This window comes from Parasaccharibacter sp. TMW2.1890 (assembly GCF_023337645.1).
Classification (GTDB): Bacteria; Pseudomonadota; Alphaproteobacteria; order Acetobacterales; family Acetobacteraceae; genus Bombella; species Bombella apis.
The window spans coordinates 965637-990190 of sequence record NZ_NWUV01000001.1; the positions used below are offsets into that span (position 1 = coordinate 965637).

Genomic DNA, 24554 nt, shown 5'->3' on the forward strand with positions numbered 1-24554 from the left:
TCAGGCGGCTCCTTCTGCCATTGTCGGCTCCAGCAGGTCCCGTGCATCGCACAGTGTCCCCGTCACGGCAGCCGCAGCAGCCATTGTCGGAGAACAGAGATGGGTGCGGCCATCCGGCCCCTGACGCCCCTCAAAATTACGGTTGGAAGTGGAAGCAGAACGCTGCCCGGCACTCAACCTGTCGGGATTCATGCCCAGACACATGGAGCAGCCCGCCTCACGCCATTCAAAACCGGCATCACGGAAAATCCTGTCCAGCCCTTCCTGCTCCGCCGCATGACGGACCAGACCGGAACCCGGCACGACCATAGCCCGTACGCCGTCTGCCACCTTGCGGCCTTTCAGCACGGCCGCAGCAGCCCGGAGGTCCTCAATGCGGCTGTTCGTGCAGGACCCGATGAAAACGACATCCACCGGCGTACCGGCAATCTTCTGACCCGCTTCCAGCCCCATATAGGCCAGTGTGCGGCGGATGCGCTCGGCCTTGGCCGGGTCGGCAAAATCTTCGGGACGAGGCACGGTGCCGGTAATGGGCAGGACATCCTCGGGGCTGGTGCCCCATGTGACGGACGGGCTGATCTCGGCAGCATCCAGCACCACTTCCTCATCAAAGTGGGCACCTTCATCCGTGGCGAGGGTCTTCCAGTACGCCACGGCCTGCTCGAAAGCCTCACCCTGCGGCGCAAAAGGACGCCCCCTGACATACTCAAACGTCGTCTCATCAGGGGCCACCATACCGGCACGGGCACCAGCCTCGATGGACATGTTGCAGAGCGTCATGCGTCCGGCCATGTCCAGCTTGCGAATGGCCGAGCCGGCAAACTCGATCACATGACCGGTGCCGCCTGCCGTACCGATACGGCCGATGATGCTGAGCATGATGTCCTTGGCTGTCACGCCGGGAGCAATCTCACCCTCGACTCGCACGCGCATGTTCTTGCTGCGCTTCTGGAGCAGGGTCTGGGTGGCCAGGACATGTTCCACCTCGGACGTGCCAATGCCGAACGCCAGCGAGCCAAAGGCCCCATGCGTGGAAGTATGACTGTCTCCACAGACGATCGTCATGCCCGGCAGGGAGACGCCCTGCTCCGGTCCGACAACATGCACGATGCCCTGCTGGCGGGACCGCAATGGGAAATAGGGAACGCCGAACTCCTTGACGTTCGCTTCCAGCGTTTCGATCTGGAGGCGGCTCTGCGGATCTTCCACCGGCTGGGAGCGGTCGGAGGTCGGGACGTTGTGGTCTGCCACGGCCATCGTGGCATCAGGACGCCGCACCGGGCGCCCTGCGGCCCGCAGACTCTCGAAGGCCTGCGGGCTGGTCACCTCATGGAGGAGGTGGCGGTCGATGTAGAGAAGGCTCGTTCCGTCCTCAAGGGCTTTCACCACATGATCGTCCCAGATCTTGTCATACAAAGTTCTAGGGGTAACCGGATTCTGCATTCTCTCTCATCTCCTTATGAGAGCTGAAAATCAGCCCTCCTTTTTGACATCACGCGGACGCTCGGCAATACGGGCGGACTTACCGGAGCGGCCACGGAGGTAGTATAGCTTCGCACGACGGACCTTACCACGGCGAACAACCGTAATATCAGCAATCGTCGGGGAGAAAAGCGGGAAAACACGCTCCACACCCTCACCGTTGGAGACCTTGCGCACCGTGAAGCTGCTGCCCAGGCCACGGTTTGAGCGGGCAATCACCACACCCTCGAAGACCTGTACACGTTCGCGTGTACCTTCAACAACGCGCACGCCAACACGCACGGTATCACCGGCGGCGAATTCAGGAACGCTGCGAATGGCGGAAAGACGCTCCATTTCGCGCGCCTCGTACTGCTGAATGATGTTCATGCTTCAAACTCCCGAAAAAAAACTCAACTCTGTTGCTGCTGTTCATACATGGCCCAGAGGTCCGGGCGACGTGTACGGGTCACAGCGATGGATTTCTCATCTCGCCAGCGGGCGATCTCCCCATGATTGCCAGAAAGCAGGACGGGCGGGACATCCCTCCCCTCCCATGTGGCAGGCCGCGTGTACTGGGGGTATTCCAGCAGTCCGGCAGAGAAGCTTTCCTCCTCCCCGCTCAGGGCTGACCCCATCACACCCGGCAGAAGTCTCACACAGCCATCAAGGAGTGCCAGTGCCGGTATTTCTCCCCCGGAGAGGACAAAATCCCCCATGCAGACCTGTTCGACCGCATGTTTCTCCAGCACCCGCTCATCAACCCCTTCAAACCGTCCACAGAGAATGACGACGCCCTCTCCCTGAACGTACCGTGCAATGTCCTTCTGCTCCAGACGATGGCCCCGTGGTGTCGGATAGATCACCGGGCGGCCATCATCTGTCTGCCTCACGCTGGTCAGGGCGTCATCCAGCACGTCCGGCCGCATGACCATCCCTGCGCCCCCGCCAAATGGCGCATCATCCAGGGCCTTGTGCACCCCCCGTCCGAACGGACGGAGGTCATGCGTTCTACAGGCCCACAGGTTCCGCTCCAGGGCACGCCCTGCAAGGGAGCAGCCCAGCGGACCGGGGAACATCTCCGGGAAGAGGGTCAGGATGTCAGCCTGCCATGTCATGAGCGGACTTCCACCTCACCAGCCAGATCCCCTTCCACTTCCACAGCTTCCGGCGGGACGACCACGAGGCGTTTCGCCTTCATGTCCACCTCCGGCACGCAGGCCATGGTGAAAGGAATCAGCTGCCCCGCTTCCAGCTCCAGACTGGTGCCAGCCCCATAGTCATGGACACTGACAACACGCCCCACAGTCTCCCCGGAAGCAAGGACGGCTTCCATACCGATCAGGTCGATATGATAGAACTCGTCCTCTTCCACCTCCGGCAGAGCCTCACGGGCAACATAGAGCTTACGGTTCACCAGCTTTTCTGCCGCCGTCCGGTCCGGCAGGGGCTGTCCGTCCTGTCCCAGGACGGCAGCAATGCCCGGTGCCTTCCAGCGTATCTGCCACACGCTGCCCGTCTCATCATGAAGAGGCCCGAGTTCCTCGAGCGTCTCGGGATGCTCCGTTGCCGGGTGCAGGCGCACGAGCCCCCGCACGCCATGCGGACGCCCTATCGTGGCGACCAGAACATCCTGATGTGAAGGACGGTGTGACAAGAAGAAATCTCCCGCTCAGGCCTGATCAGGCCTCGGCTGCCTTGGCGGCTTCAGCAGCCTTGGCAGCACGCTCCTGGGCCTTCTTCTTCGGAGCAGACTTCTTGGGCTGCTCACGGAAGGCCGGCTTCGGTGCCAGACCGGCATGGCCGAGGAAACGGGCCACACGGTCGGTTGCCTGGGCACCCTGCTCCAGCCAGTGCTTGATGCGCTCGTCATTCAGGCGCACGCGGTCGGCGTGGTCGGACGGCAGCATCGGGTTGTAGGCACCCACCTTCTCAACAAAGCGGCCATCACGCGGGCTGCGGCTGTCGGCAACCACGATGTGGTAGTACGGACGCTTCTTCGCACCTGCGCGGGACAGACGGATCTTCAGGCTCATAACAACTCCTGCATCATCAGAACATTACAAAAAGACAGACAGCCAAGAGGACACTCAGCCAAAAGGTGGACGGCCTCCCGGACCTCCCATCCCCTTGAACATATCGCCCAGACCACCGGCACCCCCCATGCCACGCATCAGACCAGACAGGCCGCCCATCTTGTTGAGCCGCTTCATCATGGTGGACATCTCACTGAACTGCTTGAGCAGCCGGTTGACCTCCGGAACGCTCGTGCCGGACCCAAGGGCGATACGCTTCTTGCGTGACGCCTTGATGATCTCCGGTGCGCTGCGCTCCTGCGCTGTCATGGAGGAAATGATCGCCTTGTGACGGTTGAAGATGGACGTGTCCAGATCCTTCCCCGCCAGCTTATCCTTCAGCTTGCCCATGCCCGGCAGCATGCCAAGAATGCCGGAAATGGAGCCAAGGCGATTGATCTGATTGATCTGCGAGACATAGTCATTCAGATCAAACTTGCCGGCGAGCATCCGCTTGGCAACACGCTCACCTTCTTCCTGATCGAGCTGCTCGGACGCCTTTTCCACCAGCCCGGCGACATCGCCCAGCCCCAGAATGCGCCCGGCAACACGCTCGGGATGAAACTCTTCGAGAGCCTCCATCTTCTCACCGGACCCGGTGAACTTGATGGGCTCTCCTGTCACGGCCTTCATGGAGAGGGCGGCACCACCACGGGCATCACCATCCATGCGGCTCATGATGACGCCGGTCAGGCCGATCTGGTCCTTGAAGGACTGTGCGGTATTGACGGCGTCCTGCCCGGTCATGGCATCGACGACCAGCAGCGTCTCCACAGGCTTCGCCACGTCACGGACCTGACGGACCTCATCCATCAGGGCCTCGTCAATGGCCAGACGCCCTGCGGTGTCGAGAATGACGATGTCGAAGCCTTCACGGCGCCCTGCATCCAGCGCACGGCGGGCGATCTCGACAGGCCCCTGCCCCTGTTCGATCGGCAGGGAGGTGACCAGCCCGTTCGTGCGTCCGCCCACCTGCTCGGCGATCTGCTGAAGCTGGAGCTGGGCCGCCGGACGCTGCACGTCCAGACTGGCGAGCAGCACCTTCTTCCGCTCACGGCTGGCGAGACGGAGGGCCAGCTTGCCGGCAGTCGTGGTCTTGCCCGCCCCCTGAAGGCCGACCAGAAGATAAGGAATTGGAGCCGGAGCCGACAGGTTCAGCGGCACCGCACCAGCACCACCCAGAGCCTCGATCAGCGCATCATTGACGATCTTCGCCACGGCCTGACCGGGCGAGACGCCATCCAGCACCTCACCGCCGACAGCACGTTCCTTCACCTTGCTGACGAAGCTACGCACCACCGGCAGGGCCACGTCGGCCTCCAGCATGGCCAGACGGACCTCGCGCATGGCCTCGGTGACGTCACCCTCCGAAAGCCTCTCCCCGCGGGAAAGACCTTCGAAAACTTTCGACATTCTGCCAGAGAGCTGCTCGAACACGGGCTATCCTTAATTCCATGACAAACGCGCCACTGCGCGAACCCTCGCGGAGTGACGTGTCCGTAAACTTCCTACGCCTTTACGGCCTCTCTGGAGTTCCGTCAAGCTTTTCCCGTCTCGGCAGAAGGCAGGATAACTGCCCTCAGCTCACTTTTTTACCCTACCGTTTCTATCTGCCTCCTTTTATCCATAAAATAACAAGATAGCTGATCAGTTTATAAGGAATCTCTTGTCATCCAGCAAAATTAGATTACAAACAATCCAATCCTCGCCCTTGCGGGGATGAACCGATAGCTGATCACCTTATTGGTTCCATTAAAAATGTGTTCCCCGCCCTTGCGGGGATCAAGCAAGGCCACTCCGTAATGAGCCGGCCTGCTTCCCTTCTCTCCAACTATCAGAAAACTGTCTCCCAACTACCTTCCACAATCCTGAAAGAGTTTCCATCATGACCACACACGACATCACCTGCCCCCACTGCCATAAATCATTTTCACTCGACAATGCAGGCTATGCCGACATCGTCAAACAGGTGCGGGACAAGGAGTTTGCCCGGCAGGTACAGGAAAAACTGGAAGCGGCAGCACGGGAAGAGCAGCTTGCCGCAGAACGGGCAAAATTTGCCCATGAGCAGGAAATGCACCAGGCCCTCCATGCCCGTGATGCTGAAATACAGGCCCTGAAAAGTCAGATTGAACGACACGAAACGGACCAGCAGACGGCCACCCGTCTTGCTGAAGCTGAAAGGAAAGCCCAGCTGCAGGAAGCCGTGCAGGCCAGGGAGACGGAGATCCATCAGCTTCAGGCCCGACTGGCTGCCGGTACGGCGGAAAAGGAACTGGCCGTCACGAAAGCGGTTGAGGCTGTCCAGAAGGAGCGGGACACCCTGCAAAACACACTGAAAGAGATGGAGCTGAAAAATACTCTCGCCGCCTCCCAGCTGAAGGAGCATTACGAACTTCAGCTGAAGGACCGTGATGACCACATCGAACGGCTGAAAGACATGAAGGCCCGCCTCTCTACCAAGATGGTCGGTGAGACGCTGGAGCAGCATTGCGAGGTGGAGTTCAACCGGGCACGGGCGATGGCTTTCCCACGGGCCTATTTCGAGAAGGACAATGACGCCCGCTCCGGCAGCAAGGGGGACTACATCTTCCGGGATGCGGATGAAGGCGGAACGGAAATCATCTCCATCATGTTCGAGATGAAGAACGAGGCTGACAGCACCGCCACCAAAAAGAAGAATGAAGACTTCCTGAAAGAACTGGACAAGGACCGCACGGAGAAGAAATGCGAATATGCCGTGCTTGTCTCCCTGCTGGAACCCGAGAGCGAACTGTACAATACGGGCATCGTGGACGTGTCCCACCGCTACCCGAAGATGTACGTCATCCGCCCGCAGTTCTTCCTTCAGATCATCTCCCTGCTCCGCAATGCCTCCACCAATGCGCTGACCTACAAGCGGGAGCTGGAACTGACACGCCAGCAGAATATCGACGTGACCAACTTTGAGGAGAAGCTGGAGACGTTCAAGACCGGCTTCGCCCGCAACTATGACCTCGCACACAAACAGTTCAACACAGCCGTTGAAGAGATAGACAAATCCATCTCCCATCTTCAGAAGATCAAGGACAATCTCCTGAAGTCAGACAACAACCTGCGTCTGGCCAACGACAAGGCGCAGGACGTCACGATCAAGCGGCTCACACGGGGGAATGCGACCATGAAGGCGAAATTCGCAACACTGAGAGAAGATGGAGAGTAATGTCTGGCCCCATCCTTTTGAAACGGGCGCAGCTTCACAGCTTGACGCCCAACGGGTGAATCAGTATCAGGGGCCGTGCCTGCCTTCTCCATGGGAAGGCAGAACGGATGGGTGTCCGAGCGGTTTAAGGAACTGGTCTTGAAAACCAGCGTGCGTGGAAGCGTACCGTGGGTTCGAATCCCACCCCATCCGCCACAAGACATATTTCAAACCTATTCAAGCATTGCCAAAACCCGCAGAAATCTGCCATTTCTTTCTGATATACCTATTCACTACGGCGCATCATAACGCACCGCAGCGCATCAATTTGGGGGCCTATATGGGGGCCTCATTTTCCGGCGAGACACCATGCTGACAAATACGGAAATCAGAAACGCCAAGGGTAAGGAAAAACCTTACAAAATGGCGGACAGCCAAGGGCTTTATCTTCTGGTCCGGCCCAACGGCTCGAAACACTGGCACTTGAAATACAGGATCGGGGGAAAAGAGCGCAAGCTCTCATTCGGAGCATACCCGGAAGTCAGCTTGTCCGAGGCTCGGCAGGCAAAGGAGGCCGCCCGTACAGAGCTGCGAGCCGGTATCGACCCCGGCCTGACACAGAAACAGAAGAAGGCCTCCGCTGCGAACGATGAAGGCGCATTCCGCCGGGTAGCAGAGCGATGGATCGAGCATACGGCTCCGACATGGAGATCCGTCAAGCACCACTCTGACGTGGTGAGTAGCCTGGAACGGTACGTCTATCCGGCAATCGGCAACGTGCCTCTCAATGAGATTACGTCTCCGATGGTTTTGGCTCTCCTGAAACGAGTGGAGGCTCAGCGGGCCATCGAAACGGCGCATCGGGTCTGCCAGCGTATCAGTGCCGTGTTTCTGTACGGGATTGCCTGCGGGCTGGCCCAGACCGACCCTGCGGCCCCACTGAGGGCCATCCTCAAGAAGGTACCGAAAGGGCGCCAGAGTGCCATCACGAATCTGCCTGAACTACAGGAGATGATGGCTCACCTTGACGGCGTGGCCGCATATCCCGTCTCTCTGCTGGCCCTGCGCTTTCTGGCCCTCACGGCGACCCGTTCGGGGGAAATCAGGGGCATGCTCTGGTCAGAGCTGAATTGCGATGTGTGGGAGATACCAGCCGAACGAATGAAGATGAAGAGGTCCCACATCGTGCCGCTCAGTAGGCAGGCTTTGGATGTTCTAGATGCCGTGAGACCATTCACGGGCCATGCTCCTTATGTGTTCGCTGCTGTCCGCTCACCTAAAAAGCCGATGAGCGACATGGCCCTGTCGATGATCTTAAAGAGGAACGGATACGCCGGGCGTCACGTCCCGCACGGGTTCCGTTCGTCTTTCTCTTCGATTATGAATGAAAGGCGGCCAGAAGATCGCTATGTAATCGACCTGATGTTAGCCCATGTCTCAAAAGACAAAGTCGAAGCGGCGTACAATCGGTCCCTGCATCTGGAGAAAAGAAAGGAAATCGCCCAGGAATGGGCTGACCTCCTTCTCGAAAAATGCGCTCCTGCCTCTGCACTCACACAGATTCCGTCCCGGCCCGCATTTTCTCCACCTCCGTCAGAACTGCCTCCTGCGTCCAGCGGAGATGGCCATTCTTGAGACGGAAGCCGTCAGGGAATTTCCCCTGACGGACATGCCTTTCCAGCGTAGATTTGCTGATACCAAGGTACTCAGCCACTTCCTCTTTCGTCATCAGAGGGGCCATTTTGCTCATTCCTTCTCCCCCGCTCTGGTGTTCCATGCCTCTAACGCCTCTTTGAAGGAATGTTTGCTCGGTCCCTGCGCTTTACATGAACATTCCATAAACATTTCGTCACTCTGGAAATTAGGGAGGGGGACCCCTGCGCAAAACGGGCACTCTTTAGGTGGTTCCTCTGACAATTCATCGATAATATCGTCGTAGCCTTCTGGCCAAATACTCATCCCCGCCTCCACTTCTTCCAGAACACGACCGACATCTTGTACGGATAAAATAAAACGGTGCGATTACTGCCCATGCTCCATAGGGAGCAGCGCTGCATCAGCTCTTCGGTTATGTTTATGACTGTCTCGCTCACGCTATTTTCTCCTTCACCCATTCATTCAGTTCAGCGGCCCCGATCAGAGGCCAGAGTATCAAGCACACCACGGCACTGGTCAGGCCGGGGCGGTATCCGTTGCTCGTTCTCAGAAGGCTGATCCGCCAGAGGATGCCCACACCTAGGTGAGACAGGGTTAGCAGGATGATGATGAGGGCCGTCACACCGACATCTCCTCATCCATTGCCTCGAAGCGAGCCAGAGCCTCGGAGACAGCACGTTCTATTTTCTCGGATACATGCTGGCGGTTTGCTTTCAGCCACTCACGCCTTTTCTTGAACTCATCCTCACTGGTAAGTTTTTTGAGGTCTTCTACCGTGGTAGCGTCCTGCACGGCCTCGATCATCTCACGGGCTGTCATCATGTTTTTGTCTTCTGGAGGCCTATCAGCCCCTGTTTCGGCCCAATTTTTCAGGCGAGCGCCCTGCTCTGCTATAATTCGCTTGCCCTCAGGGAATATGGTCTGCAACTCATGGTTTAGCTTGCGAGGCAGGTCATATCGGGGCTGCCCTGGAGTTTCAGGGTGCATGGTCATGGAGCCAGAAAGTTCGAACATGAAAGACTTTTCACAGATAGGCTGGAATCCCATCTGCCTTATCTCATTACGTTCCCGACCCGTCTGAGGGTTCATCACCTTCTCAAACTTGATTTTCTCTTGCGCCCGCAGGCAGAAAATAAGGTGGGTTCTGGTCTGGATCAGCCGTGCCATCATGCGTTTGTGCTGTTGTTTGGGCTTTTTCCAGCTTGGGGCCGTCATGGCTTCTACTTTCCACTGCTGGATATGGCCATTGCGGTCAGTAGCCGCCGCTAGAGCGGCCGCCTCGGCCATATCAGAACAACCGCCTTCGCCATCCCACTCATGGCTCATGCTGTCGATCACAATAACCGTTGCCCCGGCTTCCTCAGCCGCACGTATTGCCGCAATGTAGCGCATGGGTTCAAATGGGGGCTGAAAGTCCAGATGAAGAAAATCAAACGTCCCTTTGGTCGGATCAGCCCTCTCTCCAGGACGTGGCGCATAATGAAGGGCACGACCCGCTTCCGTATCAATAACGGCGATCTTCCCATCCTTGCCCTTGATCCCCTCAGCCAGCGTCAGGGCTGAAAATGTCTTTCCCGATCCAGAAGCCCCTGCAATGCCGAAGAGAAGGCCAATCTTTTCCCGAACGGCTGGTTTAATCGTGAAACTCATGTTGGATCTCCAAACTCTGCAAGAATGTCATCCCTGATTTCTTGCTCTTCTTGCTCATTGATGAGCCACGCTGGGGCCTCGACGTGTGCCATGTGAGGATATCCGGGCCATTCGCCACTCTTCATGCACTCCCCCCAGATACGGATTGCACGGGTGACATTTTCATCAGCGACATGACGAAGGCTTGGAGCCGGCGTCAGAACAGACACGGCGTAAGGGGCATTCATTTCCACTACGATGAACCTCATTGGCTCTGGAGTAATGCCCCTAATTGCCTTTACGCCACGAGCATAAAACCTATCCTGTGTCCGATAATCCCTTGCGAGGGAACGGCTCCATTCCTGAGGTGATGCGCTTTTCGTGGTGCCTTTCAGGTCGAACAATGGCGCCCTTCGATCATCTGGAAGGAAATCAACCATCCCCCGGCACCAGATATCCTGCTCCCGCCATACGATTGCCGCCTCCGACCGCCCTGGGCCAAAAAAAGCGGCACAATCCTCACGCTGCCTCAGCTGTTTCCGTGCCGCATCAGCGCATTCACGGATTGCCACATAATCAGCCTCCAACAGCACGATCTTCCCCGCCTGCTGAGCCTCATCCCGAGCCTCCCGGGCCGCATTGCTGCGATAATCATTGAAAGGCAGTGCCGCAATATCTGCGCCTTTACCCAGTATCATACGATGCAGGGCGGACCCTTTCTGCATGGCTAGGGTAGGCTCGAATGTCGGGCGCTCCTTGTTCAACCGTGGGTGGTTGAACCGGGCATGAAGTGGGCTCTGGTTTAGCAGTACCTTGGCAACAGAATTAGACAGACTGGGTTCTGGGCACGGATCCGCATGATACTGCTCATTGGTCAGATCGTAGATTCCAGGCTGGGTGATCGTTTCCATCACAACGCCCCCATCTCGATCAATTCATCCAGAGCCCGCATAGCCCTCTTGTTGCACCCCTCTGCAAGGTCTGGGCGCCCTGTCAAAATGAACTTGTGATACGAAATACGGCCGCCTGTCAGTTGAGATTTTAAGCTGCGAACTTTCTCTTCATCGACAGGATTACAAGCCAGCCAATCCTGCCAATTAGACGCACTTTCCCCGTTTGCATTTTTCAGCATCTCAAAAACTCCCAGTTTTAATTGGTATTATCGGGCGTTACTTGCCAACTGCCTCGGCATGGCGCATGTCGTAATAGGCATATATTTTGTCACGCCGCTGATCCTCAGCAGTAATTCCCGTCTCATCTTCGTAGAGAATGGTACTCAGCCGCCCCCGCAGCTTGTCGAGAGCGTCGAACGCAATCCATGTCTCATCCTCCACCCGCTCATTGAGAGTGCCATTCTTTTCCAGAATATCCGCTACACGGCTGATAAGGGCCAGCAGGGCGAATGACGACGGATGACGGTCTCGTTCAACCCGCTCCAGCAGGCCGTTGTCAGTCGGACGGTTCTGATGGGTGATCTGCTCGGAGATAAGGCTCATTCTCCGCCTCCCATCATAGAGTGGGCGATCTCGAGATTCTCACGCGCATCACCCAGCAGTTCATTGATTGCCCCGGATTTATCGTCAGAGACGGGTATCTCCTCCAGGAGAGAAATGATTCCCTTAAGCACATAAAGGACATCTTCTTTGCCCCCATCGCCCAGCAGGTTTCTCATCGCTACGATACCGACCTTGGCGTGGGTTTTCTGACATTCGAGCAAGTTCTGATCAATGCTCATGGCTCATTCCCCGCGCGGACTGAAAGGCCAGCCAGAACCTCGGAAAGTGCCGCCGTGTTGAAAGGCCCGATCGCCGGGAACGACGCCTCCGTGATCGGCTCGTTCCGCTCATATGGGTAGGTCAGGCTGTCGATCAGGTTATCGAGGGCCAGCATAGCGTTCGTCAGCTCGTTGCGCTCGCTGATCGTCAGGCCGGTCCCCTCTGACACGATCTCCAGCTCGTCATGGGCCATCCTCAGCCGGGACAGGGCTGCGTTCCTGTTGTTATCCACCTCATCACCTCCGTGTCTGTGTGGTGTGAGGTTACTGATAAGCTTTTTTGCTTATATCGTCAATGCATATTTGAAGCTTTTATGCTTATTTTCTTTCTAAGCTACCCTCTCCCGCAAACACAAAAAAACCGCCCCGAAGGGCGGTCATTACCAAAGCAGTGTCTCTACATCTCCAAAAAAACCCTTGCGAATTTCTCCGCCATGAGCGGTGGCACCGCATTCCCTATCTGACGTGCCTTAGAAAAGGGGCTCCCACAAAAATCATAATTCCTTGGGAAAGTCTGTAAACAGGCTGCTTCACGTACGCTTAGTGCTCTATCCTGTTCAGGATGCCCAAAGCGTCCATTAGAATAACTAATGCAACGAGTTGTCAAAACAGACGATGGCTCATCCCAAGAAAGACGTCCATATACATCCGAGTGGCCATTGTATGTCTTATGACATGCAAGTCGCAACTCTTCAGGCCAGGATTTACGACCGCCTCCTTCAGGAGTAGCCTGTATTCTCTTAAGATTTATTATAGAAAGTGCAGATGCTTGATGGTGAGGGTCAGTAGGATCAGTACTCCCAGCGACCAATTCTGGTAAATCAGATATCCAATCCCTCACGGTTGTCATTTTCTCTTTCTTTATCGGGAAGACAGGCTTCCTGCCTCGTGCTGCAAGGAGAACCAGACGTTTTCGATCTTGAGGGACACCGTAAAATGCAGCTGACACGACATCATAAGAAACCTCATACCCCAATTTTTTCAGCAAATTCAAAAAGTCAGGGAACGGTCCATCTTCTTTCAATTTTTGTATACCCGGAACATTTTCTACAAAAACAAAGTCTGGCTTACAGAAAGAAACCATTCTGCCAAAATCAGATAAAAGATTCTTCCTTTTATCATCCTTTTTTTGATGCCTGTTCTGTTTAGAGAATGGCTGGCATGGAGCACATCCGGAAAAAAGAATTTTTCCTTCAACATTAGCCAATCGCTCCACAATATCAGCTGGATCAATTTCTTCTATCTGCCTTTCAATGAAAAAGGCCTCTGGAAAGTTTTTCTGATAGGTGGCTCCTGCATCTTTATCGCAATCAACCCCACCCAAAATGCGCGCCCCAGCATTCCTGAAACCTGCACTTGTTCCTCCACAGCCACAAAAAAAATCCACCACTGATAAAATGGACACTTACATCCCCTCTTCATACCTTTTTATAAATGAATTAATAATACTCTTAATATCATTCCAACCAGCCCACTCATGCGGGATACGGGTTATCATCATATCGATAACCGTATTGATATTCGAAGCCGTTACAGCTTGCGTCATTATACGCTTGGCAATCTTATCGATGGTCGCCTTTGGATCAGCTAAAGCATCGGGAAATTCCTTATCTGCCAGAAAGTAGGAATGCTCCCCAGATGCCCATAGCTCCCTTAATATCCACTCTTCTGGAGTGTTGCCTGGAAGATAATCAACAACTTCTCTCCCGTAGGAGAGAAGATTTCTCAGATGATTCATTTTAACATCCTGTGCAACCTTTCCACACTTGAATTTCGGCTCACCTTTTAAAAGATTATGTACAGTTGCTTCCAGATCATTGTCTGTTACGTTTCCAGACGCAGGCCACTCTCCTCTACGTTGATCACCATCCAGAAGAAAAAGAATATTCCCTTCTTGTGATATGGATGCGCGGGGAAGATTATGCTTCAGAATATCATCTGCTCCGCCGAGCGGAATAACATCTATTTTTTCTGAAAAATAAGAAAAATATCTTTTAATACATATATTGACAATAAGCTGAGCCGCTTTATCCTCTACAAATATTTTATAGATCTTCCCGGAATCATGTCCAATATCACAAAATACTTCCTCGCAATGATTAGACTGTGCATGAAGATGAACCCTGTCATCTTTATCAAGTGTCAATAACTTGATCGCTTTCTGAGGCAGGTACTTGATAAACTCCGGAGAATGTGTTGTTAACACGACCTGATGTTTCCTGCGGAGAACCTGTCTCTCTAAGAAACGAAACATACGCTTCTGAGCTGCAGGATGCAGTGAAACCTCTGGCTCATCGAGAAGTATTAGAGAGCGATCTTTTGTGTTCATTATCCTCCAAACCAAAAATACGACTGCAAATTCTCCACTCCCTGCAAAAGCCTCTGAATATTTCAGTCCCTCTCTACACAGCCTAACCGTAAAACCCTTTATGGAATAATCAGAATCAGCAAAATAAAAGTGTTTAATTATATGAATTTCACTATAATCGCATCCGAGTATTTCTGATATGCATTTAACAGAATCCTCATCCAGGCACATGTTTATCCTATCTAAAATCCTTTCTACGTTATAGTAGAGATTACTTTTCTTTTTGCTATCCATAGCCTCTTTCAACCATTTGGAGGCTTTTGCAATTTTTAGAGAGCGTTTTTTCAACTCAGAAATATCATCAGAAGGTGGTGAATAAAAAAATTTGTCAAATGCACTTAACGAATGTCTAAAATCTATATAACAAACATTCTTATCTATAGGAGGATTTCTTTTTTCCTGGGTGGGTAAGCCATACTTTGGAGATGGCCGATGCGATTCCCAATAATTTGGATCATTGTCCCTTCTTGTACGCTGATAAATAACTTCTATCGTTTTACCATCTTTTTTATACCCATATATAAAACAGCTTGGATTATCATCTCCGTCAGGAATAGGGTCTATGGATGTTGAGAACCAATAGGTACCAACGCTGTAGCCACGAGGGCTTCCATAGAGTGCTTTTAATACCGAACTTTTATTCGTTCCGTTTCTCCCGACTATTGCCGTTATCGGATAAGAAAAAACAATTTTTGTATCTTCTTTTAAGTTCCTATACTTAGGAAAACGAATGTGCCTTATAAAGGGTTCGATAGATTTCCCGTTCATAAGCTTAGATAACGAATCTTTATTCGACATTTTTTATAAAACCTTTGCCTAGTGTAAATGCTATCAGCTGGACATCAATCCAATCACTTCCACACCCACTTCCCCACGACCCGGCCCTGTATCATCACATCCGCCACGGGCTGGTCATACGGGGAATAGTCAGGGTTCTTGCTGATGATGCGGAGGACGTCCTGCTCAGGGGATGAGCCTGGGATGATCTGGACCATCTTCACCACCAGACCGTAGCGATTGTGGATGATGTAGGCCCCGTCATGCGAAACGGTCCGGTCCCCCACATCCACAAGGACTTTCTCTCCCGGAAGATAATCCGGGATCATGGACTCACCTGCTACCGTGACGATGGCCAGATTGTTGAGCGATGTGGCCCGGACGCCTGCCAGCGCACTTCTGGGCAGCGTCCATATCCTGGAGGCATCCTGCAAATCAGGCACCTCCAGCCCTGCGCCAGCCGCAGCCTGCACATCATACTCAGGGATCCGCACCAGCCCATAAGTGCCGTCTAGCTGGCTTTGCTTGGGATGAGCCATGTCACTGACGGGTGGTTTATCTTCGTTACCAGCCAGCAAAGAGGCATATCTGGCCTTTATCTTTTCCTCAGTGCGGGCAGATAACGCATTGCTGCTCTGAGCATCATCCATGAAACGGCTGACCGTAGTCTGAGCAAGATGACACTCTTTGGCTATGCGGGAGTAACTATGCCCGGAAAGCTGGGCAATATGATCAATCCAAGCCTTTTGGCGGGTGCGTGTCGATAAATCAGCCATAAGCTTTTTTGCTCCGATATATGCAAAAATGAAACAAGCAAAAAAGCATTTACATTGTAAGCATAAAAGCTTACTAAGCTTATATGGATCTAATCACTTACCCCCAGATTGTAGCCCTCGCTCAGGAGAAAAATCTTTCCCTGAACGAGCTGGCAAGACGAGCAGGCATTGCACGGTCTGTTTTGGACAGGTGGCGTTCAGGGAAGACTACGCCAACCCTGAGAACCGTAGGGAAAATTCAAGACGCCCTGTCATCCACCCAGAGGAGCGCACCATGAGCGGAAACCAAAAGGCGTCCGACTACGTCCAAAAGCACAAAATATCAGCGCGCAATCCAATAATCATTTTTCTGCGCAACGTGGAAACTCACGGGTTCGACCACACGAAATGCTGGGCATGGAAGGGCGGCGGCAAAGGAAACGGCTACGGGAACCTCAATATAAAAGGGAAGAACACCACCGCACATAGACGGTCATACTCCCTCTTCTGCGGCGATATCCCAGCAGGGATGGATGTTTGCCACGCATGTGACAACCGCTGGTGCGTCAATCCAGAACATCTATTCGTGGGGACACGAAGCGAGAATATGGCCGACTGCAAATCAAAAGGAAGAACGGCTGGCGGCAACAGGAGACACCTGACCGCATGGCAGGTTCAGGAAGTGATGCGCCGTTTAAATGCCGGGGTCCCACGCTCTCTGATCGCAGAAAAAATGGACATCTCCTACTCAACAATCGGCAGCATTGCTCGTGGTAATTCATACGCCACAGCACAGAAAGAGGCTCGGTAATGGCTCGCAACAAAAATTTTTGGTGCGGAACTGGCCGCCTTGGTGCCGACCCAGAGATCCGCACAACCCAGAATGGAACAAAGGTCGCCAATATGAGGGTCTGCTGTTCCAGAGACTGGAAAGACAAGGATGGGAACGAAAAAAAATCATCGTTCTGGGCTCCCGTGGTCGTATGGGGGGCAACGGTAGAAGTCGTTGACCGTTACTGCCGCAAGGGCGACCTCATCCGTGTGGAAGGGCCTCTAGCCAACAGGGAATGGACCGATCGGGATGGCAACAAACGGCACTCGATCGAAGTGGTCATCTCAGGCTTCCAAGGCGAAATCGAGCTTCTGGCATCCGCCAATCGTGACCGTCAACAGCCCACACAATCCAACAGCACCCAGCGTTACCAGAGCGGGACTTCCATGAGCGATGCCGCCGGGTACGGGTATGGCGGCAGCAGCCAGCCGCTCGATGACGAAGTGCCGTTCTGATGGAGAACAAAATGAACGAAACAGCCAACAACGTAGGCGGGATCGCCGCTGACCGTCTACGCTCCATCATCGACCGGGTGGAGCGTCTGGAAGATGAGCGCAAGGCCCTGGGGGCTGACATCCGGGACGTGTTCACGGAGGCCAAGTCCGCCGGGTTTGATGTCAAGGCCATCAAGCAGATCATCAAGCTGCGCAAGCAGGAACCGGCTGAGGTGGAGGAACAGGAAACCCTCGTGGAGACCTACCGGAGGGCTCTGGGGCTATGAGTATTCTGGATTTTATCGTACCCCGCCGTGACCGGATACGGGCTGAAAATTGCGCCCTGAAACTGGCCCTCAGCGGTGTAGAAGAGCGTCTGTTCACCGAGATGGCCTACAGTCGGAAACTGGCGGAGGACAGGGATGCTCTACTGGCCCAAAACTGCCGTCTGCGTGCCCAGCGGGACGATGCCCTCGCACGCCGGAGACGTGATGAGAAAGGGAGGTTCCGGTGAGACAGATCAGTTTCGTCCTTCCCGCACCCTACCCGCTTCTGAACCGCTCTCTGCGGGCGCACTGGAGCGTCAGAAAGCGCCAGCAGGCAGCTATCAGGGGCACGATACTGGAACAGATCGGCGGGTCACCAGGGCTGCCGCCTGAGCCGTTCCAGAAAGCCCGTGTCGTTATCGAACGGCACAGCGTGGGGACGCCTGACTACGACAATCTGGTAGGCGGCGGGAAGCAGCTCATCGACTGCCTGACAACGCCAGTCATGGGCAAGGGCGGTCGCCAGAGAAATAAGCGTGGGCTGGGTATCATCGTGGATGACAGCCCTGGCCATCTGACAGCTGAATACCACGCTGTGAAATGCCGTCTGTGCGAACAGAAAACGGTGGTCACGATCACCGAACTGGAGGCCTTGCCATGAGCTACGCCACAATGAAATGGGCGATGGAAGTACAAGCTACTCCCACACAAAAACATGTACTTCTTGTTCTGGCTACACACGCCAACGAGGATGGAGAGGCGTTCCCATCGATACAGAGCATATGCAACGCAACGGGCCTCTCCGACCGGGCTGTGAGGAAGGCCAGATCAGAGCTGATTGACGCCGGGCTGCTAGAAAAATCCAGCAAATTCACCCGTAACGGCGTTCGCCTGAACATGGCACGTCATGCCGCCCAACCGGCACCAGATGCCGGGAAAGCGGCACCACGTTCCGAAAAACCGGCATATCGTGCCACCAAAAAAGAACCGGCACCAGATGCCGCCACACCGGCACGTCATGCCGCCCAACCGGCACCAGATGCCGGTCCACATAACAGCCAGTTAAATACCATTAACAGCCATACTATCCCCCCTACCCCCCAGCCGAAAAAATCGACTGCCTCGAAACGAGGCCACCGGCTGCCGGACGACTGGCAGCCTTCCCAGGAGCTGATCGACTACGCCAACGAGCGCAACCTCGACCCGCAGCGAGAGGCCGAGGATTTCCGGGACTACTGGCACTCCAAGCCGGGGGCCGGCGGGGTGAAACTGGATTGGGCCGCCACGTGGCGGACATGGTGCCGTCGCAGCGCAGACCGCCAACAACAGCGGTTTCCGGGTACCGGGAACGTCACCCCGTTCCCGGCTCGACAGCAGCGCAACACCCGTCCGCCACGTGACCCGTTTGCAGGGTTTGCGGACAGTTTCACTGACGTTGAAATCCCTGAACTGAGCCCAGAAGACAAGGCGCTGATGCGCCGTTACCGGAGCTGAAAATGTCTGAAATTGTTGAATTTTCCCCAGATGTCGCCCGAGCCCAGCAACAGCGTCGGAACCGTCAGATCGGGTCATGGCTGACCAAGCTGTCGTCCTACCTAACCCACTCGGTTGAGTTCAGGGAGATGGACGAGCGGGGACGTGCTGTGTTCTGGGCGGAGCTCGTCGAGGTAATGGCGGAAGCTGATCTTCCAGACGCCGCATGGACATCGGACTCAATCCGGTTCTGCCGCCGCCAGTTCAAATTCTTCCCTTGCGCCGCTGAGCTGTGCGCCGCTCTGGAGCGACATGTTGAGCCAGTGCTGGCAGCGCAGAAGCAGCGGTGGGAGCAGGAGAAAATCAGCCATTCCCGCCCCCGTGGCGATGGCTCGATCCCGCTGGATGAAAGGCTCTGGCTGGACAGGTTCCGGGAAGCCGTGGCTGATGGGTTCCGCTCGCTGGGCGAAGAGCGTGGCACGAACCCTGACGAGGCCCGCCATTCTGCCCTAACGCTGCTCCGGCAGCAGGCCCCCGCTGCTTATGCGTCTCTGGATGAAGTGGAGCGTCGGGACAGTTACGGGAGGACCTACGCATGACCAGCCGTGTGATCTGGACTGAGACGCTGAAAGAAAAAGCCGCCCGGCGAGGAAACCGGGCGGCTGGGTGCTGTTCTCTTCTGTCAGGAACAGGGTTTTTTATAATACAGTAGGACAGGCAGCACAATGGCAGGACCGACCAGAGAGCGAATGAACAAACCGGACTGGGAAACTCATGGCAGGAGGCGGCGGCGTTCCAACACCCTGGAGGCACTGCGACCCCGGGTGGGAGATGAGGTTATTGCAGAGGCACACCGATGGATTGCGGACTGGGAACTGGCCGTAAACGGATATTGCGACGAGATGAAGAACAGCGGCAGCCCGGCGATCCCCGGGAATGTCTTCACTTTCAACGCCCTGCGGGGGCAGAAGTGGCTACCCATAAGAGCGTTCTGCCGTCACGCCGGGCAGGAGGCACATATGCTGCTGGTCCAGATGCTCGCTCATGGCTGGTCATTCTCAAGCATCGGGCGGTCACACTGGCCGGAACTACAAGAGAGACAACAGCGGCAGAAAGCAACAGAAGCCTGCGAGGCTGCTCTGCTGTCCCTACATGATTTCTGGTCCAGACAGCGTAAAGCAAACGCCGGGCAGGCCATACATGCGGCCCGCTGCTACAGGGCATGCCCTTCTCTCCCCGTACTCTGCAGAGAGTTTGGACTGGCCCAGCCCAGCATGAGGAAACTGATTGCCCGGGGAGAAAAAATGCTCAACCGCCCCCGGCACGGCTTGACAGCCACTGCCGGATAAATGTATAAAATTGGCATGATCGTTAGCCGTGTACCCCAATGGGATGCACGGCTTTTTTATTGGCAGAAAACAGCCAGTCAGAACAATTCAGGATACACCATGCGCCGCCCCTGCCCTCAGTCCGCAACCCGGATCGAGCGGGGGTGTATTGTGTCCACCCGCTCCGATCTAGGCATTGTGGTGCGGCGACGGGGCAGCCGGGTCGTGCTGGTGCGTATCGTGAAGGGGCCTCTGCCCCGCCATCGGGCCGACATCCATCCCTCATGGTTCGGCACGATCCAGATGGGGTTGCGTCTGGGTGACGTGATCCGCTGCGTGCCGGGCGTCGTGAACGTTCACTGCCTTTACCCCATGCGGGCCACGACTCCCGATGTTCTCCTCCAGCGCATTGATAAGGCTGTGACCCGTGAGCTGGCAATTCGGCAGGATGAGGATGCCAGCCGCCAACGCCCCGGTGGGCCAGCCATACCGCATCACCGATATGGTTAGGGCCATCTTCCGCTGGGCCTTCTTCCATCTCTGGCGGTCACGTCACAACTGCACGAACAGGGGCCATATCATCATGCCACAAGGCCGCTGTGCCGCCTGCGGGATCATACCCGCCGTACTGGAAGCCGACAGTGCAGAAACCATCAGGGCGCATTCCCTAAAATAGGTAGGATTAGAGAAAGACTGTCCAGTGACAAGTGATACCTCAAAACCCCCCTCAAAGAAAGGTACCGCCACCAAGCGTGGCAAAACACCCGGCTCCGGCCGAAAGAAAGGCACCCCCAACAAAGTCACTGCCGAAATCAGGGAGCTGGCTCGTGAGCATGGCCCGGCGGCCATCCAGGCACTCGCTCAACTGCTCATGTCCGCAGACAGCGACACGGCCCGCATTGCCGCCGCAAAGGAGCTGCTGGACCGTGGATACGGCAAGGCCACCGCCACGCAAGAGATTTCCGGCCCCGGTGGCACGCCCCTGCAAGGCCCCGTGTTGGTGATGGAGACCGTCCCGGGAGGCAGCAAGAGTGACTACACGGACGCCTGTAAAGATACCTGAGGTCTTCGGCAATTTCGCCCATCCCTACCGCTACCGGATGTATCATGGTGGCCGTGGCTCAGGAAAATCATGGACAGTCGCCCGGGTTCTGGTCTGTCTGGCTGCCACACAGAAGCTGCGCATCCTCTGCTGCCGTGAGTTCCAGAACAGCATCGCTGACAGCGTGATGAAGCTGCTGGCCGAACAGATCAACGATCTGGGGCTGAGCCGCTATTTCACGGTACTGGAAACGACCATCCGTGCCCATAATGACAGCGAGTTCCTGTTCAAGGGATTGGCCCGGAACAGCCAATCGATCAAATCCACCGAAGGCGTGGACATCGCCTGGGTGGAAGAAGGACAGACCATCAGCCAGGACTCAATTGATCTCCTTCTGCCCACCATCCGCAAACCCGGCTCCGAAGTCTGGTTTACATGGAACCCGCTGGAAGAAGGTGCACCAATTGAAGTGCTGCGTGACACGCTTCTGGAGGCCGACAACGCCTTCATCAGGCAGGTCAACTGGTCGGACAATCCATGGTTTCCGGCTGTCCTGAATGAGGAACGATTGCGCTGCCTGAACCATGACCCGGGGAACTACAAGCACATCTGGGAAGGCGACTATCGCCGTTACGGGCAGGCCTTCTTCAGCCTCTCCCATGCGCTGCTGGATGACGCCCCCCTGCCCCTGCCTGCCGCCTGCGACTGTGTCTATGCCGTCATGGACACGACACTGAAGGGCGGACAGGGCAATGACGGCACGGGCGTGGCCTATTTCGCCCTGGACAGGTTCAACCGGGCCAGCCCGCTGCTGGTGCTGGACTGGGAGCTGGTCGAGGTGGAAGGTGCCCTGCTGGAAGACTGGACACCGACCGTCATGGCCCGGCTGGAAGAGCTGGCCCGGGCCACCGGTGCCCGGCATGGCAGCATCGGGCTGCATATCGAGGACAAGGCCGCCGGAGCGGTCATCATTCCCCAGCTTCAGCGGCGTGGCATGAACGTCCATGCCATCGACAGCAAACTGACCAGCATGGGCAAGGACCAGCGGGCACTGGATGTCTCCACGCCCGTGCAGCAGGGCCTCATCAGGATTGCGGAGCCTGCCTTCAACAGGACCAGCATCTTCCGGGGGCAGAGCAAAAACCACTTCCTGTCTCAGGTGTTCGGCTTCCGGCTGAATGACAAGGACGCCCTGCGCCGGGCGGACGACCTGCTGGACTGCTTCTGTTACGGCATTGCCGTGGGGCTGGGCGACAACATGGGAGTATGACCGATGGCAAGCGATGGCGACTATGGCCGTAATGCCCTGTGGAAGGCCATGATGGGCGAGGACATCCTCCCCGGCCATGCCCCCGGCTATGAGCTGTGCAAGCTGATCTACACTTCTCATCCGCTGGGGGCGAAGATTGCCGGTATGCCGGTGGACATGGCCCTGGGTGAGGCCAGAGAGATCCGTGTGGATGCAGCCCCGGATGATGAACCGGCCAGAGAGTTCCTGCGTCACTGGGAGTATAATGGCTGCGATGAGGTCATCGCCCAGCTTGGCACCAAGGCCCGGGTCTATGGGCTGGCTGTCCTGATCTTCGGAGCGGTGGACCCGGCAACGGGCGAACCCGTCCCGACCGACCAGACCCTGCCTCTGGAGAGGCTGCACCAGCTCGACATCTACTTCAACGTCGTGGACCCGCTCAACGCCGCCGGGTCGCTGGTGATGGAGCAGAACCCCAACAGCCCGGACTTCCTCAAGCCGCCTCCTGCCGTCACGGTGGGCGGGCGTACCTACTGCAAGGGCCGGTTTGTGGTCCTCCAGAATGAAGGGCCGGAATATCTGGACTATGAAGGCTCGACCTATGGCTATTCTGGCCGGTCCTCCTTCCGCCGGTGCATCTACCCCCTGCGCTCCTATCTGGAGACACAGGTCGCCAACAATCAGGTGGCGCACAAGGCCGGGGTGCTGATCGCCAAGGTCCGGCAGGCCAGCAGCACCGCCAACCGGATGATGCAGGTCTTCTCCACCCTCAAGGCCGAAAAGCTGCGCATCAGCGGCAACGAGAATGTCATCACGATTGACAAGGATGAAGACATCTCATCCCTGAACCTGATGAATGTGGATGGCTCCCTCTCCGGTGTCCGGCAGTCCATCATCGAGGATATCGCCGCCGCTGCCACCATGCCCGCCCAGATACTCAAGAGCCAGACACTGGCACAGGGCTTTGGTGAAGGCACGGAGGACGCCAAGCAGATTGCCAGCTACATCGCAGGCCGCCGTCGGTGGCTCCGCTCCGCCTATGGCTTCTGCGACACGGTGACGATGCGCCGGGCGTGGGACCCCGGCTTCATCCGGGCCATGCGGCAGAAGCACCCGGAAGAATACGCAGGAAAAAGCGACGAGACCATCTTCCGGGAATGGCGGGATTCATTCACGGCCCGCTGGCCCTCCGAGACTGAGGATGCGGAAGCCTTCGAGACCACGGAGAAGAAATATCGCATCATTCTGGACACGGCCCGCCTGCTCTATCCCATGGTCCAGAACAGCCCCGACGGCATGGCCAGCCTGCTGGAGTTCGTCCAGACGAACATCAACAACACCGGCGACAGTCTGTTCGTCGGAGAGCTGGATATAGATACGGATTCAGTGAGAGCCGTACCGCCCGGCGATCCTGTCTCTATCCCTCCACAATGAACGGAAAACAGGACTAGACTGGAAGAATGTTCCCCACCCACGTGGGGATTGGGGCACCTTAGCGAGTGCCCTTTTCTACGCTACGTCTGCCTCATGATCGATGGCACGCTCAACCCATTTTGTCAGGCTGAGGCCAGCGAGTTCAGCGGCCAGAGCGGCTTTCGCATGTCTCTCCGGGTCAATACGGAGCATCATACGGCCACTATAGGGCTTCTGGGGTTCCTTGCCCCGGGCTGCGCATGTCTCAAGGTAATCGTCCACAGCGTCCCTGAAAGCCTGCTTCAGTTCGTCAACGCTTTCCCCTTCGAACAGGATACGGTCACGGATGCCTGCGAGACGCCCCACAAACACGCCGTCATCTGCCTCAAAGGTGATACGGGCATGATAGCCCCGGTAATTCATTGCGCTCATTCGGGAGGTCCTTTCCTTAACCTTTCCAGTGAGAAGCCTAAATGCCTCGTCACACTTCCTAGGGTAATACTCCCATGTCCTTGAGGAACGCCTTCACTTCCCGCACCTGGTATCGTTTAGCCTCCTTCTTGGGGTGGGGCCTGTGCAGAAACAGATAGTGCTCCCCGTGGAAAATCTTAATGGCCGACCCTTTACCTTCTTCCACTTCACAGCCAAGACTGACCAGCAGAGCTTCAATATCCGTCCAGACCAGCGTTGCGCTGGTTGGGGTGGCGAAAATGGCTTGAAGAAGGCGTTTCTGGCTGGCTTTCATGCTATCATATTATGATAGCAACAAACGGCATGCAACCGGCAGATGAAAAACCGTACCTGTAACTGCAAACCCTCCCCTCACCGAGAGGGTTTTTTA

General features: G+C 55.9%; 33 protein-coding genes and 1 tRNA gene. 16 read left to right on the forward strand and 18 right to left on the reverse strand.

The features are described from left to right. Genes leuC through ffh form a run of 6 tightly spaced genes read right to left on the reverse strand, consistent with a single transcriptional unit; the run spans position 1 to position 4973 of the window. A complete protein-coding gene (leuC, locus tag CPA54_RS04310; protein WP_043559777.1) occupies positions 1-1443 on the reverse strand; it encodes a 3-isopropylmalate dehydratase large subunit in 1443 nt (480 codons plus the stop codon). Positions 1444-1473: 30 nt separating this feature from the next. Beyond that, positions 1474-1851, reverse strand: a complete 378-nt coding sequence (gene rplS / locus CPA54_RS04315; RefSeq protein WP_043559775.1) for a 50S ribosomal protein L19 — start codon at positions 1849-1851, stop codon at positions 1474-1476. Positions 1852-1874: 23 nt separating this feature from the next. Next, positions 1875-2579: a tRNA (guanosine(37)-N1)-methyltransferase TrmD gene (trmD, locus tag CPA54_RS04320; RefSeq protein WP_043559772.1), complete on the reverse strand. Its 705-nt coding sequence runs from the start codon at positions 2577-2579 to the stop codon at positions 1875-1877. Continuing rightward, a complete protein-coding gene (gene rimM / locus CPA54_RS04325) occupies positions 2576-3118 on the reverse strand; it encodes a ribosome maturation factor RimM (RefSeq protein ID WP_043559769.1) in 543 nt (180 codons plus the stop codon). Before rimM ends, trmD begins: the two co-directional genes overlap by 4 nt. Positions 3119-3143: 25 nt before the next feature. Next, positions 3144-3497, reverse strand: coding sequence for a 30S ribosomal protein S16 (gene rpsP, locus CPA54_RS04330; protein ID WP_043559767.1), 354 nt, complete (start codon positions 3495-3497; stop codon positions 3144-3146). 54 nt (positions 3498-3551) lie between these two features. Beyond that, positions 3552-4973, reverse strand: a complete 1422-nt coding sequence (gene ffh, locus CPA54_RS04335; RefSeq protein ID WP_043559765.1) for a signal recognition particle protein — start codon at positions 4971-4973, stop codon at positions 3552-3554. Between the two features lie 448 nt (positions 4974-5421). On the opposite strand from ffh, the gene CPA54_RS04340 reads away from it, so the two are divergent. The 3 genes from CPA54_RS04340 to CPA54_RS04350 all read left to right on the forward strand — a co-directional run bounded on the left by CPA54_RS04340 (position 5422) and on the right by CPA54_RS04350 (position 8352). Next, a complete protein-coding gene (locus tag CPA54_RS04340) occupies positions 5422-6738 on the forward strand; it encodes a DUF2130 domain-containing protein (RefSeq protein ID WP_249085575.1) in 1317 nt (438 codons plus the stop codon). Positions 6739-6843: 105 nt separating this feature from the next. Continuing rightward, positions 6844-6933: transfer RNA gene (locus CPA54_RS04345), tRNA-Ser, on the forward strand. A 153-nt stretch (positions 6934-7086) separates the two neighbouring features. Continuing rightward, a complete protein-coding gene (locus CPA54_RS04350) occupies positions 7087-8352 on the forward strand; it encodes a phage integrase central domain-containing protein (protein ID WP_283163725.1) in 1266 nt (421 codons plus the stop codon). Here the strand turns inward: CPA54_RS04350 and CPA54_RS09250 are convergent. The 10 genes from CPA54_RS09250 to CPA54_RS04395 form a co-directional block, all read right to left on the reverse strand. Continuing rightward, complete coding sequence (locus CPA54_RS09250; protein WP_408902140.1) at positions 8270-8494, reverse strand: helix-turn-helix transcriptional regulator; 225 nt, start codon at positions 8492-8494, stop codon at positions 8270-8272. The two genes, CPA54_RS04350 and CPA54_RS09250, sit on opposite strands and share 83 nt — an antisense overlap. Before the next feature lie 312 nt (positions 8495-8806). Further along, the gene (locus CPA54_RS04355) at positions 8807-8995 is read right to left on the reverse strand and encodes a hypothetical protein (protein ID WP_249085577.1); all 189 of its coding nucleotides are present in this window, start codon (positions 8993-8995) and stop codon (positions 8807-8809) included. Further along, the gene (locus CPA54_RS04360) at positions 8992-10023 is read right to left on the reverse strand and encodes an AAA family ATPase (RefSeq protein WP_249085578.1); all 1032 of its coding nucleotides are present in this window, start codon (positions 10021-10023) and stop codon (positions 8992-8994) included. Before CPA54_RS04360 ends, CPA54_RS04355 begins: the two co-directional genes overlap by 4 nt. Beyond that, positions 10020-10913, reverse strand: a complete 894-nt coding sequence (locus tag CPA54_RS04365) for a PD-(D/E)XK nuclease-like domain-containing protein (RefSeq protein ID WP_249085579.1) — start codon at positions 10911-10913, stop codon at positions 10020-10022. The genes CPA54_RS04360 and CPA54_RS04365 overlap by 4 nt, the downstream gene beginning before the upstream one ends. A 258-nt stretch (positions 10914-11171) precedes the next feature. Then, the gene (locus tag CPA54_RS04370) at positions 11172-11498 is read right to left on the reverse strand and encodes a hypothetical protein (protein ID WP_249085580.1); all 327 of its coding nucleotides are present in this window, start codon (positions 11496-11498) and stop codon (positions 11172-11174) included. After that, the gene (locus CPA54_RS04375) at positions 11495-11737 is read right to left on the reverse strand and encodes a hypothetical protein (RefSeq protein ID WP_249085581.1); all 243 of its coding nucleotides are present in this window, start codon (positions 11735-11737) and stop codon (positions 11495-11497) included. The genes CPA54_RS04370 and CPA54_RS04375 overlap by 4 nt, the downstream gene beginning before the upstream one ends. Further along, positions 11734-12009, reverse strand: a complete 276-nt coding sequence (locus tag CPA54_RS04380) for a hypothetical protein (protein ID WP_249085582.1) — start codon at positions 12007-12009, stop codon at positions 11734-11736. The genes CPA54_RS04375 and CPA54_RS04380 overlap by 4 nt, the downstream gene beginning before the upstream one ends. A 164-nt stretch (positions 12010-12173) precedes the next feature. After that, on the reverse strand, positions 12174-13181 hold the full coding sequence (locus tag CPA54_RS04385; RefSeq protein ID WP_249085583.1) for a DNA cytosine methyltransferase: 1008 nt from the start codon (positions 13179-13181) through the stop codon (positions 12174-12176). Beyond that, positions 13182-14942 carry an ATP-dependent endonuclease gene (locus tag CPA54_RS04390; protein WP_249085584.1) on the reverse strand — a complete coding sequence of 587 codons (1761 nt, stop codon included), beginning with the start codon at positions 14940-14942 and terminating at the stop codon, positions 13182-13184. A gap of 53 nt (positions 14943-14995) precedes the next feature. Further along, complete coding sequence (locus tag CPA54_RS04395; protein ID WP_249085585.1) at positions 14996-15415, reverse strand: S24 family peptidase; 420 nt, start codon at positions 15413-15415, stop codon at positions 14996-14998. Positions 15416-15780: 365 nt separating this feature from the next. Between CPA54_RS04395 and CPA54_RS09255 the strand changes: the two genes are divergently transcribed. The 13 genes from CPA54_RS09255 (at position 15781) to CPA54_RS04455 (ending at position 23734) form a co-directional block, all read left to right on the forward strand. Further along, entirely contained in the window at positions 15781-15975 is a 195-nt protein-coding gene (locus CPA54_RS09255; protein WP_408902141.1) for a helix-turn-helix domain-containing protein, read from the forward strand. Beyond that, on the forward strand, positions 15972-16487 hold the full coding sequence (locus tag CPA54_RS04400; RefSeq protein WP_249085586.1) for an HNH endonuclease: 516 nt from the start codon (positions 15972-15974) through the stop codon (positions 16485-16487). The genes CPA54_RS09255 and CPA54_RS04400 overlap by 4 nt, the downstream gene beginning before the upstream one ends. After that, entirely contained in the window at positions 16487-16963 is a 477-nt protein-coding gene (locus tag CPA54_RS04405) for a single-stranded DNA-binding protein (protein ID WP_249085587.1), read from the forward strand. Before CPA54_RS04400 ends, CPA54_RS04405 begins: the two co-directional genes overlap by 1 nt. A gap of 11 nt (positions 16964-16974) precedes the next feature. After that, positions 16975-17229 (forward strand): DUF2312 domain-containing protein, encoded by a 255-nt coding sequence (locus tag CPA54_RS04410; RefSeq protein ID WP_249085588.1) that lies wholly within the window; start codon positions 16975-16977, stop codon positions 17227-17229. Further along, positions 17226-17456: a hypothetical protein gene (locus CPA54_RS04415; protein ID WP_249085589.1), complete on the forward strand. Its 231-nt coding sequence runs from the start codon at positions 17226-17228 to the stop codon at positions 17454-17456. Before CPA54_RS04410 ends, CPA54_RS04415 begins: the two co-directional genes overlap by 4 nt. Then, positions 17453-17869 (forward strand): hypothetical protein, encoded by a 417-nt coding sequence (locus CPA54_RS04420; RefSeq protein WP_249085590.1) that lies wholly within the window; start codon positions 17453-17455, stop codon positions 17867-17869. The genes CPA54_RS04415 and CPA54_RS04420 overlap by 4 nt, the downstream gene beginning before the upstream one ends. Continuing rightward, on the forward strand, positions 17866-18702 hold the full coding sequence (locus tag CPA54_RS04425; RefSeq protein WP_249085591.1) for a helix-turn-helix domain-containing protein: 837 nt from the start codon (positions 17866-17868) through the stop codon (positions 18700-18702). The genes CPA54_RS04420 and CPA54_RS04425 overlap by 4 nt, the downstream gene beginning before the upstream one ends. A 2-nt stretch (positions 18703-18704) precedes the next feature. Next, a complete protein-coding gene (locus CPA54_RS04430) occupies positions 18705-19280 on the forward strand; it encodes a hypothetical protein (RefSeq protein ID WP_249085592.1) in 576 nt (191 codons plus the stop codon). Positions 19281-19430: 150 nt separating this feature from the next. Further along, positions 19431-20030 carry a hypothetical protein gene (locus CPA54_RS04435; RefSeq protein WP_086442330.1) on the forward strand — a complete coding sequence of 200 codons (600 nt, stop codon included), beginning with the start codon at positions 19431-19433 and terminating at the stop codon, positions 20028-20030. Positions 20031-20129: 99 nt separating this feature from the next. Further along, positions 20130-20519: a hypothetical protein gene (locus CPA54_RS04440; protein ID WP_249085593.1), complete on the forward strand. Its 390-nt coding sequence runs from the start codon at positions 20130-20132 to the stop codon at positions 20517-20519. 190 nt (positions 20520-20709) lie between these two features. Further along, complete coding sequence (locus CPA54_RS04445) at positions 20710-21072, forward strand: hypothetical protein (RefSeq protein ID WP_249085594.1); 363 nt, start codon at positions 20710-20712, stop codon at positions 21070-21072. Continuing rightward, the gene (locus CPA54_RS04450) at positions 21041-22321 is read left to right on the forward strand and encodes a PBSX family phage terminase large subunit (protein ID WP_249085595.1); all 1281 of its coding nucleotides are present in this window, start codon (positions 21041-21043) and stop codon (positions 22319-22321) included. Before CPA54_RS04445 ends, CPA54_RS04450 begins: the two co-directional genes overlap by 32 nt. 3 nt (positions 22322-22324) lie before the next feature. Further along, entirely contained in the window at positions 22325-23734 is a 1410-nt protein-coding gene (locus CPA54_RS04455) for an anti-CBASS protein Acb1 family protein (protein WP_249085596.1), read from the forward strand. Between the two features lie 75 nt (positions 23735-23809). Here the strand turns inward: CPA54_RS04455 and CPA54_RS04460 are convergent, their stop codons facing one another. Together CPA54_RS04460 and CPA54_RS04465 are read right to left on the reverse strand one after the other, a co-directional pair. Next, positions 23810-24145 carry a type II toxin-antitoxin system HicB family antitoxin gene (locus tag CPA54_RS04460; RefSeq protein WP_249085597.1) on the reverse strand — a complete coding sequence of 112 codons (336 nt, stop codon included), beginning with the start codon at positions 24143-24145 and terminating at the stop codon, positions 23810-23812. Positions 24146-24203: 58 nt separating this feature from the next. Further along, a complete protein-coding gene (locus CPA54_RS04465; protein WP_249085598.1) occupies positions 24204-24458 on the reverse strand; it encodes a type II toxin-antitoxin system HicA family toxin in 255 nt (84 codons plus the stop codon). Between the last annotated feature and the right edge of the window lie 96 nt (positions 24459-24554).